The organism is Streptomyces chlorus (assembly GCF_042655885.1).
Lineage (GTDB): Bacteria > Actinomycetota > Actinomycetes > Streptomycetales > Streptomycetaceae > Streptomyces > Streptomyces chlorus.
This window is the reverse complement of record NZ_JBHSOA010000081.1, coordinates 1-15,651: the sequence shown is the minus strand read 5'-3', so window position 1 is coordinate 15,651 and position 15,651 is coordinate 1. Positions and strand designations below refer to the sequence as shown.

Below are 15,651 nucleotides of genomic sequence, written 5' to 3'. Positions count from 1 at the left end.
AACGCGCGGCACCTTCTGACTGAAGTACGAGGCAGCTCAGGCTATCTGGGTGCGCAGGCCACCACCTGCCAATGAGTTCTAACGCGGTGCCAAGTTCAAAAACACCTACTTACCTTGACTCTGTCGGGGATCTTGGTTGCGCCGTGAGGCGCTGTCGGTTCGAGTGGAGGTGGAAGACCTGCACCAACACCCTGTCGCAGCAGGATGTTGAAGCTGAGGGCAGCCTGATCCGGGTGGTGCCGGGGAGGGCGGGAAGCGGCCCTGACAAAGCCGGGGCGTACCAGTACTGCCAGATGGTGCGGGTCCGGCGAGCGTGATGGAGAGGAGTACGCGAGGAACCGGCGTTTTACGTCTCTCAAAGCGACACCGGCTCGAATCTGGTGGATCTGGGCCGGGAGTGGCGCGTATCCGGGTCATCCGTTCGGGTGGTCCGGAGAACTCCTGGGGCGGTATTCAAGAGCTGTCCGGGAGGCCGTGGGGAAGGTCTGCGGCGTACTCGCGGCGATGCCACAGGGACACAGTCGGGCTCCTCCTTCATCGAGCGAACCGCAGTGAACACGGGAACCGTTCCGGTCCTTGCCCTGCACGCCGCGTCCGGCGGTGGGGGTGGGGCTGAGTCCACCGACGACTGATCGGTCCGGGACGGGGCGGAGCCGCCGTAGTACTCCGAGGCCGGGAGAGCCGGTCACATGGGGAAGGGCGGCAGCGGTATCGAGAAGGGAAGGATGCTGCAATGCCGGAAGACGCACTGCCGAACGGCGGTGCTCCGTCGGCGGACCCCGAACTGGGGCCCCGCCGGCGGGTATCGGAGATGCAGGCCAAGCTTCACCGTTGGGCGGCGGCCGATCCTGGCCGCAGGTTCGACGACCTGTTCAACTTCGTGCACGATCCGGCCACGCTGCGTGTCGCGTGGGACCGGGTCGCGGGCAATCAGGGGGCGCGGACTCCGGGCGCGGACGGGCGCACGGTCGCCTGGATCGAGTCCGAGATCGGCGTCCCGGTGTTCCTGGCCGACGTGCGTGAGCGGCTCAAGGCGCGGGCCTGGCGCCCGATGCCGGTGCGTGAACGCATGATCCCCAAGCCCGGTGGCTCGGGGAAGGTCCGCAAGCTCGGGATTCCCCGGGTGGAGGACCGCTTGGTCCAGGCGGCACTGAAGCTGGTGCTGGAGCCCGTCTTCGAGGCCGACTTCGAGCCGGTCTCCTACGGGTTCAGGCCCGCCCGGCGGGCCCAGGATGCGATCGCCGAGATCCACTACTTCGGCACCCGAGGCTATCGGTGGGTGCTGGACGCGGACATCGAGGCGGCCTTCGACAACGTCTCGCACCTCGCCGCCATGGACGCGGTGCGGGCCCGGGTCAAGGACAAGCGCGTGCTGGAGCTGGTCAAGGCGTTCTTGAAGGCCGGCGTCCTCACCGAGGACGGCCGGTATCAGGACACCCACACCGGCACTCCGCAGGGCGGGATCCTCTCACCGCTGATCTTCAATATTGTCCTGTCGGCGCTCGACGAGCACCTGCACGGGCCGTGGAAGGACGGTGGAGAGATGAGCACCAACTCCCGGCGGACGATGCGTCGTTACCGAGGGCTGCCCAGGTGGCGGCTGGTCCGTTACGCGGACGACTTCGTCGTTCTCGTGAACGGCACTCGCGATGACGTCGAAGTGCTGCACGAAGACGTCGCTCATGTGCTGGAACCTCTGGGACTTCGGTTGTCACCGGCCAAGACCCGGATCGTGGACATGGCCGACGGGTTCGACTTCTTGGGGTTCCGCATCCAGTGGCGCCGCAAGCGAGGCACGAACAAGTGGTACGTCTACACCTTCATCGCCGACCGGCCCCTCCGGTCGCTGAAGGCGAAGATCCGTGCCCTGACACACAGGACGTCGCAACTCCCACCCAGGGACGTGCTGATCCGTCTCAACCAGATCATGCGCGGCTGGGCCAACTACTTCAAGCACGCAGTGGCCAAAGACACCTTCAGCAAACTGGAGTACTTCGTCTGGTGGCGGGTGGTCCGGTGGCTGAGAGCCCTGCATCGCTGGCGGTGGAAGGACGTCCGCCGGTGGCTCGCCGACCCCCGCGGGGGCTGGCGCCGCCCACACGCGGACGGGATCGAATTGTTCGACATCGAAGCGGTGACGGTCACCCGCTACCGCTATCGGGCGTCGAGGATCCCCAACCCCTGGACCAGCATCAACCACGCCTGACGGCAGGGACCGTGGAGAGCCCGTTGCGTTGAGAGGCGCACGGCGGGTTCGGCGAGAGGTCCGGAGAGACGGACCGGGAGCAATCCCGGCACCGCGCTCCGGGCCTACTCAGCGGTTCTGCGGCGGAGTGGCCTGATCTCCCGTCATGCTCGGGACGGTTCCGAGGTCCAAGGCATGCAGCGAGGTGGTCCGTGTCCGTCCGTCCCCGTCCCGGTGAACAGGTCCCGCCTCTGACCGCACAGGTCGCGCGGGCGAGCAATCCTGTTGGTACGACGGCGATGTGGGTGCGGGATCGCCTCGGCGGGCTGTGGCGGGATGAGGACTTCGCGTCCTGGTACCCGCGCGATGGCCGCCCAGGGCTCTCACCCGCCCAGTTGGCCACCGTCAGCGTGCTGCAGTTCCTGTACAACCTCTCCGACCGGCAGGCCGCCGAGGCCGTGCGCTGCCGGATCGACTTCAAGTACGCTCTCGCGCTGCCGCTGGACGATCCCGGGTTCCACCACAGCGTGCTGTCCGACTTCCGGGACCGGCTCGCGCAGGACGGCCGCGCCGACGTATTGCTCGACCTCGCCCTGGACCGCTTGCGCGAGGCCGGGCTGGTCAAGGAGCGAGGACGCCAACGCACCGACTCCACCCACGTCCTGGCGGCGGTGCGCAACCTGACCCGCCTGGAGCTGGTGACCGAGGCCATGCGCGCGGCCCTGGAAGAACTCGCCCGCACCGCCCCGCACGAGCTCGCCGACCTGGCCACCGAGGACTGGGGCCAGCGCTACGGCCGCCCGGTGCGCCTGGACAAGAATCCCACCCTGTGCCGCTCGAAAAGTCGTCGCCGCAGGTGGGAGTGGTGCGGTTCGGCTGCTGGGAGCATGTCCGCGTGATCGTATCCTTGCTGTACAAGGTGGCCCGGAGGTTGCTGTCCGTCCCGTCGGTGCTGCTGCGCCGTGAAACCACCAAGGACGCGGAACTGCTCGTGCTGCGGCACGAGAACGCGGTCCTGCGCAGGCAACTGGCAGGACCGGTCCGCTACGGGCCGGTCGACCGGTTCTGGTTCGCCGCCCTGTCCGCGCTGATACCCCGGCGACGCCGGCGGGAGGTCTTCCCGGTCACCCCCGCCACCCTGCCCGCCTGGCATCGCAGGTGCATCGCCGCCAAGTGGGACTACACCGCACGCCGACGCACCGAACGCCCGCCCACCCCAGCAGCGATCAGGACGCTCGTTTTGCGGCTGGCCCAGGAGGATCCGCGGTGGGGCCACCGGCGCATCCAAGGGGAGTTGGCCCGACTCGGGCATCGGATCGCCGCCTCGACGGTCTGTGAGATCCTCCACGCCGCGGGCACCGGCCCGGCGCCTCGTCGCTCCGGCCCGACCTGGCGCGAGTTCCTGGCCGCCCGGGCCGAGGGCATCATCGCGGCGGACTTCCTCCACCTCGACACCGCGCTCGGCACGAGGCTGTACGCACTGGTGCTCCTCGAGCACGGCACGAGGCGCCTGCACATCACCGAAGTCACCGCCCGCCCGACCCGGGAGTGGGCCGTGCAACGGGCGCGGAATCTCGCCGCCGCCCTGGGCAGGCGCAGGCAGTCTTTGCGGTTCCCGCTGCGGGACCGCGACGGCAGGTACGGTGCGGCGTTCGACGCGGTCTTCGAGGCCGAGGAGCTGGAGGTGATCTTGAGTGCCCGGCGGGCTCCCCGGCTGAACGCCCACGGCGAGAGGAGCATTGGCGGCATCCGCCGTGAGGTGCTCGACCGCGTCCTGATCGTGGTCGAGGCCCACGCCCGCCACGTCCTGGCGGCTTACCCACGGCACGACAACGCGTACCGCCCTCACCAGGCCCGGCAGCAACTACCCCCTGATGTCCGGAATCAGTCCGACGTCGCAGTGCACGACCTCGACACCCACCGAGTGCTGCGGATCCGGATCCTGGGCGGCCTGATCAACGAGTACAGATATGCGGCGTGACGTGCAGCGATGACTTTTCGAGCAGCACAGGCTTTCAGCGGTCCTGCGGCCCGCCACCATCACGGATATCGGGGAACGGCCTCCGCCCTCCGGCGTTGTCTTGACGCTCAGCACACCCTCGCTCAGCGTGAGCTTGCACCTGCCCTCATCAGGTCAGTTCGAAGCGGCCGAACAACAGTGCGTAGCCGGGTGGGAGTTGGGTGAGGATGCGGTGCAGCAGGTCCTCGCCTGCATGGTCGGCGAGGGTGCTCAGGACGGCGCCGGTGTCCCACCGGGCGGTCTCGGGGGTTGCGCCCTCGATCAGCAGGGCGACGGCTTCGACGAACTCGTGCGGGCTGAGCGGTTTGGTCGCCGGCAGGGGTTCGAGGAGCAGCGGTTGACATTGCGCCGGAAGCCGGTCGGCGAGTTCCGTGCGTTCGGAACCCAGCAGGTGGGCGCCCAGGGCGGACAGCACCGCCCGGGTGACCCGCTCGGCCTCTCCCGTGGTGGTGTACTCGCCGCGTTCTTGGACTTGGGCCATGAACGGTTCCCATGCGATCGCCATGGTGGCCTCCCTCATCGGGTGTGCGGCATGCTGCGCATGACGGGCTGGCCTGCCCGCGGCGCGGCCGCCGCGGCTGAGCTCGCCGGCGCTGACGGCGATTGCGGGGCTTGGCCTGCTCGGCGACCGGGATCGTCAGGCGCAGCATGCCGGCGTCGTGGAGGTTGCTCGTTCCCCGGCAGCCGCTTCGCGTCGAGTTGAGATGGTGATCACCTGGTACGTGTCCCAGCGGGGGCCTGCCGTCCGGCCCTGCGGGGCGCTGTGGTCACGCCGGTCGGATGTTCTCCGCCTGCGGTCCCTTCTGGCCCTGCGTGACGTCGAACTCGACCTTCTGCCCCTCCTGCAGCTCGCGGAAGCCCTGAGCGGCAATGTTGGAGTAGTGGGCGAAGACGTCAGGTCCGCCGCCCTCCTGCTCAATGAAGCCGAAGCCCTTTTCTGCGTTGAACCACTTCACGGTGCCCTTGGCCATGGCCTGCTCCTTCGAGGAAGACCGGGCTCGCACCCTGCGGGCCCGGGAGGTGATCGCCCTGGTCCGGAGAGGTGCTGAACAGCAAAAACGCCCATGATCGTGATCACGGGCGAACGGGACTTCGGAACCACGACTGCTGGATAACGACGCTACACCGCGCGGTCGGCAGCTGCTAACGACGCGGCCGTCGATCGCGGGAGGCGATCATGGTTCACCCGGACAACCAGCAGCGGGTTCGCCGACCTACTCGCTCCGGCCATCCATGGAACGGCTGGTCGTTCTCCCCCGGGTGCGGCACGAACAACACCTTAGGAGTCACCCTGGTCCGGCCCGAGCTGGTGGTCGAAGTCGGCGTCGACGTCGCCCGCGACGCCTCGGACCAGTGGGCGGCGGAAGTACGCCAGCATGGGATCCTTCACGTCCTGTGCTGCGGCCGGACTCCCAGGGGCAGAACTCCTAGCCCGCCCGGGCGGCGGCGAGGTGGGCATCCACGGCGACGACACCGTCGACGCCCTGGCAGAGGCCCACGACCACCGGAACCAGACGCGGTTCCGGGACGTGACCCCGAAGGGTGACGACCCCGTCCCGGACCTCGACGGCGACGGTGCCCTCGTCCAGGCCGAGGATGCGCCCCAGGATGTCCTGCTCGATCTCGCCGCGGATCTCGTCGTCGGAGCGGATGAAGGCGTCGAGCAGGTCGCTGCGGGTGACGATGCCGGTGAGGAGCCCGTCGTCGCCGACCACCGGCAGCTGCTTGACGTGCCGCCGGCGGAGTTCCCGCGCGGCCCGGGGGATCGTCCAGTCGGCGCGGGCGGTGAAGACGGGGCTGCTCATGAGCGCGCCCGCGGTCCGGGCCCGGGCCTTGCCCCAGGCGTGCTCGTCGTCCTCATCCTGCCCCTGCGGATCGGGCATGCCGGTCTCGTGCCGCAGCACGTCGGACGCGGACACGACGCCGACGGGGACGCCGTCGTCGTCGACAACGGGGGCCGCGACGATGTCGTTCGCGTCCAGCAGGGCGGCGACCTCCTGAAACGGCGCGTCGGGGCGGAGGGTGACGACCTCCTCGGTCATCACGTCACCGACCGTGCGGCGGCGCAGCATGGCATCGGCCTCCTCCGCTGTGCGACGGGGCGGCCGGGGTCGGGCCGCCCGGGCGGACCACGCGCGGCGCGCCGGCCTCCGCGCCCTTGCCGGCTCGTCCACGCCGTCTTCCCTACCCATGACAGCACCGCGCCGCTCCGACGACCAGTGAGTTCGACGCCGTGGCACCCGGCGAGCCGGTTCGAGTACCGCGCCGTCCTGCCCAGCGAGATCAACGCCGAAGGTGTCGAGGCGACGCTGAGCGAGGGCGTGCTGTGCGTCAAGGCGCCCAAGGCGGAAGCGGTAAAGCCGCGCCGTATCGAGATCCAAGCCGGAGAGTGACACCCTACCGGCGAGCAACCCTGGAGCCCGGGTAAGGGTTCACGCTCCAGGGCCTGCTCATGATGCCCCCGTGCGCGGCCTGCAGGGTGAGGGGCTGCCTGCATCACCCGCCGCCGGCAGCACGCTCACCCGCTTGGTTCACCGGGCGGTGCGCGCTTCGGCGGCGGAGGCGACCTCCTGTCGCTCCTGGTGGCGCCGTTCGTACTCCTGGACCTGGCGGGCGACGCTGGAGGGGACGTTCTGCAACCGGGCGGTGATCTCGTCCGGGCTCATGGTGTCGTAGCCGGGCCAGGGTTCGCTGCCGCGCAGCTGCTCGATGGCGTCCAGGACTCCGGGCCGCTTGGCGTGGGTGCGTTCGTATCCCTCGATGACCGTCAGGTCCGACTGGGAGAGTGTGCGCAGTCGCTGCTGGATTTCGTCGACGCTGAGCTGGCTGAAGCGGGGGATCGGCAACTCCTCCTCCCGGGTCACCGCACCCTGGATCTCTTCTTCGGCCATGCGGGTCGGCTCGGGCATCTCCCGCACCGCGCCTCCGGCCGCACCCCGGGCCCGCCGGCCGCCGGTCTGCGCAACGTCTTGCACCCGGTCGGCGGCGGTCCGCACGGCGCGGGCGGCCGCGTCGGCCCAGCCGCCGCCGTTCTCCTGGACGAAGCCGTTGGCCGCGGCCGCCACGGCCCGGGCGTTCTGGGCGACGCTGTCCTCCAGCCTCTGGAGCAGTTCCTCGTCCTGGCGGCGCAGTGCGGCGAGCAGATCGGCGGTGGCCTGGTCGCGGACCTCTTCGGCGATGCTCTCCCCGGCCCGGCAGGCCGCCAGCGCCCGGGCTGTGACCGCGTACTCGTCTTCGGCGTTCCTCAGCAGCCGCCGCTCGTCGTTCGGCCGCCGGCCGCGCAGCATGTCCGTCACGAGCGTGGATCCGATGGTCAGCGGCAGCATGGCGGTGCGCACGGCGCTGCGTGAGATGAGCCGCGCGATATCGACGCTGTCCCTGACAAGCCCGCTGGGGGGCCGCAGATCGCGCACGTGGTCCTCGATGCGCTGGAGGCTGTCTTGGACGTCGTCCACCTCGCGCTCGAGCATCTGCCGGTACGGGCCGGCCGGCGTGACCGTCGCATCGGCCCTGAACCGGTCGACGACCGCCTCATGCGCCTCGCGGGCATCCTCCAACGCTGGTACGACCGCGTCCGTCATCACTGCCATGAGGTGTGCTCCCTGGGGGTCAGGCGGCTGGACAGAGGGCCGCGCAGGTGGACACGGCTGCCGCCGGGCCATTCGGGCGGCCGGGCAACCGGGAACCATCCTGAGGGACACCGAGCAAGATCGCCCGGAGGCTGGACCGCGACCGGCCGGGGCGCACCACTCCCGGACGCCTGTTGCCCTGTTGTGCCCAAGGCGACAGGCGGGGAAGAGAATGTGTTCCCCTTTCCCAAGCGGCTGACCCTCGCACGCGCGGACCCGGGCGGGCGCGGCGCCGTTGTGGGGCCGGCGTGTGGGCTGAACGGGTGATGACGGCGATTGTGCTGTGTCGGAAACCCTCATCACGCTTTGGTCCAGGCGTGAATCCTCGCTTCGACGACGCTGTGCCGTATGCGGCACCGCTCGGACTTACTGGCTCCCGGCCCGAGCGGGATGACCTGGGCGCCGGCGTCCAGCGTGACGGCGGGAGGAGCCGGGCCGTGATGGTCATCTGCTCAGCGGTGATTGTTGCCGCTGCTGTGCTGCTTGCCGTTGCGGACCGGCTCGCTTGAGAGACTCAGAGATGACTGGTCAGGGCAGGCCGGATGGTCCGCGGGCAGCCGGGGTCGATGCGGGTGTGTGCCTGCGTGACCAGCTGGCCGAGGCGATCCCTCTCTTCGCTCGCAGACAGCGGCGATGCTGTCGCTGGCCCCCGGCCGTTGAGTGCAGCCAGTGCCCACGGGCCAGAGCGCGAGTCATCATCTGGCTCGCAGCCCGGGGGATGGCAGGGAGGAGCGAGCGATGGCACGGATGTTCGTCGAGGGTGAAGACTTGGTCGTACACCTGTCGTGGCGGGAAATGGCAGCCGCCCGCCGCGGCAACGTGCGCGTGCCGCTGACGGCGGTGTGCCGGGTGACGGTCGAAGCCAACTGGTGGCGCGCTCTGCGCGGAGTCCGGCAGCGCGGCGTCTGGATCCCCGGGGCCCGGTGCATCGGCACGCGCAGCCATCACGCCGGGATGGACTTCGTGGTCATCCGGCCCGGCAGACCCGTCGTGTGCGTCGAACTCCGGCCCGGCGCTCCCTTCCGCCTCCTTGCCGTATCCATGCCGACCCACGGGGAGGCCAGGGCCACGGCTCAATGGCTCAGTCGAACCGCACCGAAGATCGACACGTCCACGCCGTGCCGGCAGCCGCTCCCGGTACCCGGGGAGAACTCTGAAGGGAGCGCGTCTCGCTGCCTACCCGCCAAGAGGCGTGGCGACCGGAATCGTCCACGCTGGTCCACGACGTCCCGGACGACGTACTAGCCCCACTCCAGAAGCCACACCCGGCCGAGGCTCGCCCGGATCAGTGTGCGGCCTGGCGGTGCGAGCTTCGGCAGCCGGCTCTCCTGTCGAGTCGTCCGGAACCGTAAGCGGTGCGAACACCGTCCCCGGGCCGAGCCGAGGAATCACGACGTAGGTCTGGAAGGCACCGGCCTCTCGCGCACGGAAAGTGCCCACGATCCGCTGACGTCATGGGAGTTGGCGACCGCGTCGGCTTCGGCGCTTTTGGTGGCGTGGGAGCCGGAGCCGTCGCACCGGGCGGCTCCTAGACTTGGAGCGGGAGCCTGGCCTGTGTCGGTGTGCCCGGTGCGGGAAGGCGGGGGGCTCCATGCCGTATGTCGCTGTGAGTGTGCTGAGCCACTCCGGGCTGCTCCGCGAGGGGAACGAGGACAGCCTCGTCGTCGGACCGTGGACCTTGTGCGCCACCGTGACCGAGAATCCGCAGACCCTGGTCTTCCCGCTCGAGATGCCCCTCGTCGTCGCCGTCACCGATGGGCTCGGCGGACATCCGGGCGGCGACGTGGCCAGCGCCATGGCCGTCCGCCGGATCGCATCGATCGGTCCCGTCCTGAGCAGCCAGGACGCTGTCCGTGACGCCTTGAACGCCTGCAACCGCGCCGTGTACGAGGCCGCCGGCGGCGACGGAAGCGAGCTGTCAACCATGGGGACGACGGTCGCCGGCGTCGTCGTCCAGCCCGGCTCGCTGCTGGTGTTCAACGTGGGTGACAGCCGGGTCTTCGCGGCCTCCCGCGGCGGGCTGCGCCAGATGAGCGTCGACGACAGCCCCCCTCTCGATCCCGGGGAGCGCACCACGTCCCTCGTCACCCTGTGCTTGGGCGGCACCCCCGTCTACCGTCCCATCCGTCCTCAGAGTGCGGTAAGTGATGGTCTAGCTAATTTCGCACCACTTCGTCCCAGTGGGTAGTAGGCCCCTGACCTCGGCTGTCGAGCCAAACCGGGGAGCCGGAGCCGTGCGCTCGGTCAGGGCGGCGATGTTGATCATTCGACCGCCGGAATCGCCCCGTTATGGCATGTCATCACATCGGTGTGAAACGGCAGGAAACATCACTTACCGCACTCTCACATGACGGCCACCCCGGTGGCGTCCGGTGACCGCTACCTCATCTTCGCAGACGGCCTGACCGACCTGCTGACGACCGACGTGCTCGACGAGGTGATGAGGGAGTACGACGACGGCCGGGCGGCTTTTGAGCTGTGGAAGGCCGCCATCGCGGCGGGCGGGCCCGAGAACATCACGCTGGCGGTCGTACGCGTCGGAGACGAGTAGGGGACAGCCAGGCTCGAGCGCCGGATCCCGCTGCCCCGGACCGATGGGAGGTGACCGGTTCCTGCGTGCAAGGTGTGCCGGAACCGGCGGCGCATGAATGAGCGGGCTGCGGAGTGGGCACGGGACGATACGCGATGTCGGGGAAAGACGGAGCGACGGTGGCTACGCCGTGCTGTTCCAGACATATGGTCCGCCGACGCGCCACTCGATCAGCTCGGGGTCGTCGACCGCCCGATCCTGGGCGGGCAGGCCCGTACAGTGCAGGAAGTCCAGCACGTCGAACAGGCTGTACGCGATGCCCACGCGCGCGCCGTGGATGGTCAGCCGCCGACCGCCGTCCGACTCCGGCGGATGCACGACCACAGGTGGGCACACGTCCATGGCACCAGCATGCGCCGGGACCGGTCGGCCCGCAGCTTCCGGTCCTTCCGGGGTTCCGAGCCCGAGATCCGCAGGGTGTCGCCGGGCGAGTCCAGCCCCAGGGTGCGGCATCGCGGGCGGCCTCGGCCCGGAAGGGGCCCGGAAGCCGACCGGGCCAGGCCAGGCCAGGCCATCGAGTGAGTCACATGGTGGTCAGTCCTCTCGTATTTCGGTCGATGATCTATTGCCGGGCGCACACTGGATGCAGATGGCCCTGTCGTGGGCCGAACATGGAGGTGGGCCATGAGCACTCTCGAAGAACACATCGACGTCGGAGTTCCGATCGACACGGTCTGGGACAGCCTCCACCGGGTGGAGGACTATCCGCGCTTCGTGGAAGGAGTGCGCGAGGTCCGTACGGAGGCGGGGGGTCGGGCGCGTTTGGAGGTCGAGGCCGACGGCCGGGTCCGGGAGTTGGAGGCCGAGGTCTCGGACCGCAGGGGGGAAGGCGTGATGGAGTGGCACACCACGGGCGCCCCCGAGCTGGTGGGTTCCGTCTCGCTGAAGCCGATCGACGAGAACCACACCCGGGTCCAGGCCAGGCTCGAGTACGACCCGGGCGCGATCAGGGAGGCCCTCGGCGGGCCGAAGGGATTCGCCCAGGTCAACGCGATCGAGCGGCTCGTCCGGAGCGATCTGGAGCATTTCAAGGAGTGCGTGGAACAAGGGCGGTGAGGGTAGCAAAAGGCGGGCGCTGCCAGGCCGTTGAGAACGGCAGCCTCTGCTCGGAGCGGCCGCCGCGCGGCGAGCTGGGTGCTACAACTCGTGCTCGCGGTGGCGTGTCGACGGTGGGTCGGGACCGCTTTCGCACGAGCGTGTGGACGGGGGTGGGGGACCCTGGCGGAATGCTCCCCGCAGAGCAGCGACATCGGGCTGGCGGTATGCCGGTCAGGTCTCGATCACGGCATCGCAGTCGGGGCAGACCACGGATGCGTACCCCGCGGGGTACCAGGGCGCCCCGGGACGCTCGGAGGGCTTCCAGCTGGCCTTCTCCATGGCGAAGGTGTCCTTGCCGCAGAGGGTCCGCGGTCCCGTGGTGGCGGGTGCCCCCGGGGCGGAGGGCGCTGCGTGCACCCTGCGGACAGGCCGTTCCACACAAGCCGGTATCCCCGGGGAAATGCGCGGGGCCATCGGCTTGTCGAGCTCGTACACGACGACGATCCCGCTCATTCCTTCGAACTCGCTCATTCCTCCACAGTAGGCGGCCGCGCGGTCGCCGCGCCCGAAGCCTTGAGCCGGGTGGTCATCCAGCCCCGTCCACCAGTTCGGGCCTGGCCACCTCGAACTCCACCCGGACCTCGTCGGCCAGCCGCAACGCACCCAGGAACGCGGTGTAGGGCTTGATTCCCCAGGTGGATTGCGTGACGGTCGCCCAGCCGCGCAACAGCCCGTCGCCATTGCTTTTCCCGTGCACCGTCACCGGGTGGGTCCGGCCCCTGATGGTGAGCTCCCCGGTGATCTCGAAGGACTGCGGCGTGCCCGTGATGCCGGTGGAACGGAAGGTGATCGTGGGGTGCTCGGCGGTGTGCAGCAGAGCCTTGCCCCCGAGAGTCCGTTTGATCTCGGCCCGGTCGGCATCGGTGAGCGCTTTCAGCCCGCCCGTTCCCTCCCGGACCTCCAGTGAGCCCGTCTCGACCGCCACAGCCACCGACGAGCTGTCGGGGTGACCGACTGACATCACGGCTTCCCCGGACCACCGGGTGGCCTCGATCGTGAGGTCGTGCCCCGCCCTGCGGCCCAGCCCGGCGCGGCCGGTCCTGATCAGGAGGCGGCCGGTCGATGGCCCGAGCCGGTACGTTCCGTCTGTCAGCGTCACAGCGCCGAGGGTATGGGGCGGATGCGGCCGCCGCCGTCGAAGGAGCCCGGTCGGCGTGTCCCGCGTAGGTCGAGATGGCGCTGCGCCGCAGCAGAGCCGGATGCCCAGGTCGCGGCCACGATGCGCGCCTGTCCGCTGCCGCGAGACCCGCCGGGGAAGCGCGACGCGGCGTGACCGCCACCCGTGCTGCCGATCAGTCGCCCTCCGAGCCGCGAGCCACCGGTTTGTCGACCACAGGCCCAGGCCGCCGAGGCCGTTCGGCCTGCATCGGAAAGCCGCCTGCCTGTTCGCTGCCTGACACAGACGGTTTGCGGGGACGGCGGACGCCTCTGCGGGATCGTCACCGCGCACGATATCGACTGGCTCTCCCGGCGGCACACGACAGGGATGGCCTGCGGTGCTCCACCTCCCGGCCACGCCCTCCGCCTGCGGCTTCCTCACCGGCGGGGACACTCCCCTTCGGGAGGCACGAGCAGACGGCGACCATGCTGATCAGGGCAATTTCGGTGCCTGGGAAGCAGGGCGTATGGCACGGTCAGCGCGCTTCACAGGCCAGAACGCACCACGGTGACCGGGCAGTGCACGTGGTGGAAAACGGTCTGGCTGATCGAGCCCAGCAGCAGTCCGGCGAAGTCGCCCCGGCCACGATCAGTTGAGCCCGGCCGCTCGCTTCGATCAGAGCCTGCCGGGGACGCCCGCGCGGCACTGTCACGTTGGCCGACCGGGTGGGATGATCTTCTGGTTGGTCATGCTGGGAGGAGCCGTCCGTGGACCGCGCGCCACCGTCGTCGTACCAGGGGCACCGGTACCCGGTCGAGATCATCGCGCACTGCGTGTGGCTGTACCACCGCTTCCCGCTGAGCTTCCGCGAGGTCGAGGAACTGATGCTCCAGCGCGGCGTCCTCGTCTCCCACGAGACCATCCGCCGCTGGTCCGCCAAGTCCGGCCAGACCTACGCGAACGGATGGCGCCGCCGACGGCCCCGGCCCGGGGACACGTGGCACCTGGACGAGGTCTTCATCAAGATCAACGGAGAGCCGCACTACCTGTGGCGGGCCGTCGACGCCGACGGCACCGTGCTCGACCTCCTGGTCCAGGACCGAAGGGACGAGGCAGCGGCCCGGCGCTTCTTCCGCCGCCTGCTGAAGACGACCCGCACGGTGCCACGGGTGATCGTCACGGACAAGCTTCGCTCCTACGCGCCGCCCACCGTGAGGTCATGCCCTCCGTCGAGCACCGCTCCCACAAGGGCCTGAACAACCGGGCCGAGAACTCCCACCAGCCGACGAGGCAGCGCGAACGCGCCATGAAAGGCTTCCGAAGCGTCGGCGGAACCCAGCGGTTCCTGTCCGCGTTCAGCGGCATCTCACCCCACTTCCGGCCACGCCGGCACCGGATGACCGCCCCCGAATACCTCACCGAAATGACCATCCGCTTCGCTATCTGGGACCAGGTCACCGGCGTCGCCGGCCCGCCTGCCGCAGCGTGAACACGGAGCCGGAACCCGGCCCCACCACACCCGACACACCGTCAGGCACTCACACACTCAACAACGTGACAACGCCCCCAAGGGAACTGCTCGCGGACTGCTCGGAGAAGCCGCCGACCGCCTGGTGGGCGCGGGTGATCAAGATGTCCCGCACATCCTCACCGGCGGTGGACGCTGACGGCATAGCCGCCGCCGTCGTAAGGGGCGGCGTCCCAGGTGGCGAAGCGGTCGACGAGGGTGAGGCCGGCTACGGCGCAGCAGTCGTCGTACGCTGACAGCGTGATGCTGGGCGGCACGGGCAGGTGGGCTTCGTCCAGGCCGAAGCCGGCGACCATCAGACCGCCCGGACGCAGGGCCGCGGCCAGGCGCTTGACCACCGTGGCCTCGGTGCCGGCGGCGAGCAACGGGAAAACGTTGCCTGCGGCGACCACAAGATCGAAGTCCGCTGCGATGCCGAGCAGGTTCGGCTCGAACCCGGCCAGATCGGCCTGAAACCAGGGCAGTTCCGGCGCCTGCTGCTGTGCCACTGCCAGCATCGACGCGTCGAGATCCACCCCGACACAGTCGTACCCGAGCTCCGCAAGCCGGATCATGACCCGTCCGGTGCCGCACCCGGCGTCCAGCACCCGCGCTCCGGCAGGCACGAGAGCTGCGCAGAAGCGTGCCTCACCGTGCACTTCCTTCCCGCTACGGGCCAGGGCCGCGAACCGTGCAGCGTAGTCCTCCCCGGACGTCTCCCCGGTCAACCCCCTCCAACGGCTCATGAGGCCAACTATAGGTCGACCGTGCGCCACTCGAAGAAGTGCCCGAACTCGCAGCGCTGAAGACCGGCACAGAGAAGGGCGGAAAGGTCAGCTGCGATCTCTCACCTTCGTGTCAGTACACAACCTGCGCGTATACCACCCGGTGACAGCACTGACACCCCTGATGTCTCATCTCATGACAGTGGCAACACCTGTGGCAAGGCCGATCCCCAGTTCGCTGACCAGCACGTCCGGACAACACCACGGGAACCCACCACTGACACGTGATGTGTACCGGCCGACGTGGCGTCGGAACAGCCGACGGCGCCTTCCAGAAGCTGGACCGCGACTGCGGACCATCTCCGGCAGACCGCACGTCCGGGTCAGCCCTGACGGCGGGCAGACCAGGATCCGGCGAGGGTGGAGTGGGGATCGACGTTGCAGTCGGCCGACCCCCTCTGTCGTCCTCCGAAGGAGCACCCTCGTGTCCGGACGCAATACCTGGATCCGCAGCCTGCACGATATAGGTCTGGCAGCCTGGTTCGGCGGCTCACTCATGGGCGCGGCCGGCCTCAACGGCGCGGCTAAAGACGAAGGCGAAACCGACGAGACCAGTGCACGCATCGCTTCGTCGGGCTGGGCGAAGTGGGCACCGCTCAACGCCGCCGCCATCGGCGCGCACCTGTTCGGCGGCGGCGGACTGCTTGCGGTTCGAGCAGGCGTGGCAGAACGCCTTCCCCATCCACAGCCTCACCACCCGCCCCGCCGGCCTCCCACCCGCCGACCGTCGCCTGCTGC

General features: G+C 69.4%; 14 protein-coding genes and 4 pseudogenes. 9 read left to right on the top strand and 9 right to left on the bottom strand.

Translation table 11 applies throughout. The features are described 5' to 3' along the window. Window positions 1–733 precede the first annotated feature (733 nt). The 3 genes from ltrA to ACFPZI_RS30445 all read left to right on the top strand — a co-directional run bounded on the left by ltrA (window position 734) and on the right by ACFPZI_RS30445 (window position 4,166). Window positions 734–2,206 (top strand): group II intron reverse transcriptase/maturase, encoded by a 1,473-nt coding sequence (ltrA, locus tag ACFPZI_RS30455; RefSeq protein ID WP_381369802.1) that lies wholly within the window; start codon window positions 734–736, stop codon window positions 2,204–2,206. Between the two features lie 191 nt (window positions 2,207–2,397). Beyond that, window positions 2,398–3,084 carry a transposase gene (locus ACFPZI_RS30450; RefSeq protein WP_381369799.1) on the top strand — a complete coding sequence of 229 codons (687 nt, stop codon included), beginning with the start codon at window positions 2,398–2,400 and terminating at the stop codon, window positions 3,082–3,084. Continuing rightward, on the top strand, window positions 3,081–4,166 hold the full coding sequence (locus ACFPZI_RS30445) for an integrase core domain-containing protein (protein WP_381369796.1): 1,086 nt from the start codon (window positions 3,081–3,083) through the stop codon (window positions 4,164–4,166). Before ACFPZI_RS30450 ends, ACFPZI_RS30445 begins: the two co-directional genes overlap by 4 nt. A gap of 148 nt (window positions 4,167–4,314) precedes the next feature. Here the strand turns inward: ACFPZI_RS30445 and ACFPZI_RS30440 are convergent, their stop codons facing one another. From ACFPZI_RS30440 to ACFPZI_RS30430, 3 genes are all read right to left on the bottom strand, one after another. Then, entirely contained in the window at window positions 4,315–4,710 is a 396-nt protein-coding gene (locus tag ACFPZI_RS30440; RefSeq protein ID WP_381369793.1) for a DUF2267 domain-containing protein, read from the bottom strand. Window positions 4,711–4,972: 262 nt separating this feature from the next. Beyond that, on the bottom strand, window positions 4,973–5,176 hold the full coding sequence (locus ACFPZI_RS30435) for a cold-shock protein (RefSeq protein WP_360044680.1): 204 nt from the start codon (window positions 5,174–5,176) through the stop codon (window positions 4,973–4,975). Between the two features lie 456 nt (window positions 5,177–5,632). Then, the gene (locus ACFPZI_RS30430; RefSeq protein WP_381369790.1) at window positions 5,633–6,277 is read right to left on the bottom strand and encodes a CBS domain-containing protein; all 645 of its coding nucleotides are present in this window, start codon (window positions 6,275–6,277) and stop codon (window positions 5,633–5,635) included. Window positions 6,278–6,424: 147 nt separating this feature from the next. On the opposite strand from ACFPZI_RS30430, the gene ACFPZI_RS30425 reads away from it, so the two are divergent. Continuing rightward, complete coding sequence (locus tag ACFPZI_RS30425) at window positions 6,425–6,598, top strand: Hsp20/alpha crystallin family protein (protein WP_381369787.1); 174 nt, start codon at window positions 6,425–6,427, stop codon at window positions 6,596–6,598. Window positions 6,599–6,736: 138 nt separating this feature from the next. Here ACFPZI_RS30425 and ACFPZI_RS30420 read toward each other — a convergent pair whose 3' ends face one another. Further along, window positions 6,737–7,795, bottom strand: a complete 1,059-nt coding sequence (locus ACFPZI_RS30420; RefSeq protein ID WP_381369784.1) for a hypothetical protein — start codon at window positions 7,793–7,795, stop codon at window positions 6,737–6,739. A gap of 1,630 nt (window positions 7,796–9,425) precedes the next feature. On the opposite strand from ACFPZI_RS30420, the pseudogene ACFPZI_RS30415 reads away from it, so the two are divergent. Next, a pseudogene (locus tag ACFPZI_RS30415) lies at window positions 9,426–9,965 on the top strand (PP2C family protein-serine/threonine phosphatase); the annotation flags it as partial. A 216-nt stretch (window positions 9,966–10,181) separates the two neighbouring features. Next, on the top strand, window positions 10,182–10,385 hold the full coding sequence (locus ACFPZI_RS30410; protein WP_381369779.1) for a hypothetical protein: 204 nt from the start codon (window positions 10,182–10,184) through the stop codon (window positions 10,383–10,385). A gap of 162 nt (window positions 10,386–10,547) precedes the next feature. Here the strand turns inward: ACFPZI_RS30410 and ACFPZI_RS30405 are convergent, their stop codons facing one another. Beyond that, window positions 10,548–10,766, bottom strand: a complete 219-nt coding sequence (locus ACFPZI_RS30405) for a hypothetical protein (protein ID WP_381369776.1) — start codon at window positions 10,764–10,766, stop codon at window positions 10,548–10,550. Window positions 10,767–11,048: 282 nt separating this feature from the next. Here ACFPZI_RS30405 and ACFPZI_RS30400 point away from each other — a divergent pair, with 282 nt between their 5' ends. After that, a complete protein-coding gene (locus tag ACFPZI_RS30400) occupies window positions 11,049–11,480 on the top strand; it encodes an SRPBCC family protein (RefSeq protein WP_381369773.1) in 432 nt (143 codons plus the stop codon). A 213-nt stretch (window positions 11,481–11,693) separates the two neighbouring features. Here ACFPZI_RS30400 and ACFPZI_RS30395 read toward each other — a convergent pair whose 3' ends face one another. From ACFPZI_RS30395 to ACFPZI_RS30385, 3 genes and pseudogenes are all read right to left on the bottom strand, one after another. Further along, on the bottom strand, window positions 11,694–11,993 hold the full coding sequence (locus tag ACFPZI_RS30395; RefSeq protein WP_381369771.1) for a hypothetical protein: 300 nt from the start codon (window positions 11,991–11,993) through the stop codon (window positions 11,694–11,696). A gap of 55 nt (window positions 11,994–12,048) precedes the next feature. After that, a complete protein-coding gene (locus ACFPZI_RS30390) occupies window positions 12,049–12,621 on the bottom strand; it encodes a YceI family protein (protein ID WP_381369768.1) in 573 nt (190 codons plus the stop codon). A 545-nt stretch (window positions 12,622–13,166) separates the two neighbouring features. Continuing rightward, window positions 13,167–13,312: pseudogene (locus ACFPZI_RS30385) on the bottom strand (universal stress protein); the annotation flags it as partial. Between the two features lie 76 nt (window positions 13,313–13,388). Here ACFPZI_RS30385 and ACFPZI_RS30380 point away from each other — a divergent pair. Beyond that, window positions 13,389–14,110 (top strand): annotated as a pseudogene (locus tag ACFPZI_RS30380) (IS6 family transposase). Window positions 14,111–14,268: 158 nt separating this feature from the next. On the opposite strand, the gene ACFPZI_RS30375 reads toward ACFPZI_RS30380, so the two are convergent. Continuing rightward, the gene (locus tag ACFPZI_RS30375) at window positions 14,269–14,874 is read right to left on the bottom strand and encodes a class I SAM-dependent methyltransferase (protein ID WP_381369765.1); all 606 of its coding nucleotides are present in this window, start codon (window positions 14,872–14,874) and stop codon (window positions 14,269–14,271) included. Between the two features lie 463 nt (window positions 14,875–15,337). Between ACFPZI_RS30375 and ACFPZI_RS30370 the strand changes: the two are divergent. Beyond that, window positions 15,338–15,651 (top strand): annotated as a pseudogene (locus tag ACFPZI_RS30370) (hypothetical protein); the annotation flags it as partial.

Coding starts and splice junctions, on each gene's coding strand:
- ltrA (WP_381369802.1), top strand. CDS start 734: ATGCCGGAAGACGCACTGCCGAACGGCGGTGCTCCGTCGGCGGACCCC.
- ACFPZI_RS30440 (WP_381369793.1), bottom strand. CDS start 4,710: ATGGCGATCGCATGGGAACCGTTCATGGCCCAAGTCCAAGAACGCGGC.
- ACFPZI_RS30435 (WP_360044680.1), bottom strand. CDS start 5,176: ATGGCCAAGGGCACCGTGAAGTGGTTCAACGCAGAAAAGGGCTTCGGC.
- ACFPZI_RS30430 (WP_381369790.1), bottom strand. CDS start 6,277: ATGCTGCGCCGCCGCACGGTCGGTGACGTGATGACCGAGGAGGTCGTC.
- ACFPZI_RS30420 (WP_381369784.1), bottom strand. CDS start 7,795: ATGGCAGTGATGACGGACGCGGTCGTACCAGCGTTGGAGGATGCCCGC.
- ACFPZI_RS30410 (WP_381369779.1), top strand. CDS start 10,182: ATGACGGCCACCCCGGTGGCGTCCGGTGACCGCTACCTCATCTTCGCA.
- ACFPZI_RS30405 (WP_381369776.1), bottom strand. CDS start 10,766: ATGGACGTGTGCCCACCTGTGGTCGTGCATCCGCCGGAGTCGGACGGC.
- ACFPZI_RS30400 (WP_381369773.1), top strand. CDS start 11,049: ATGAGCACTCTCGAAGAACACATCGACGTCGGAGTTCCGATCGACACG.
- ACFPZI_RS30395 (WP_381369771.1), bottom strand. CDS start 11,993: ATGAGCGAGTTCGAAGGAATGAGCGGGATCGTCGTCGTGTACGAGCTC.
- ACFPZI_RS30375 (WP_381369765.1), bottom strand. CDS start 14,874: ATGAGCCGTTGGAGGGGGTTGACCGGGGAGACGTCCGGGGAGGACTAC.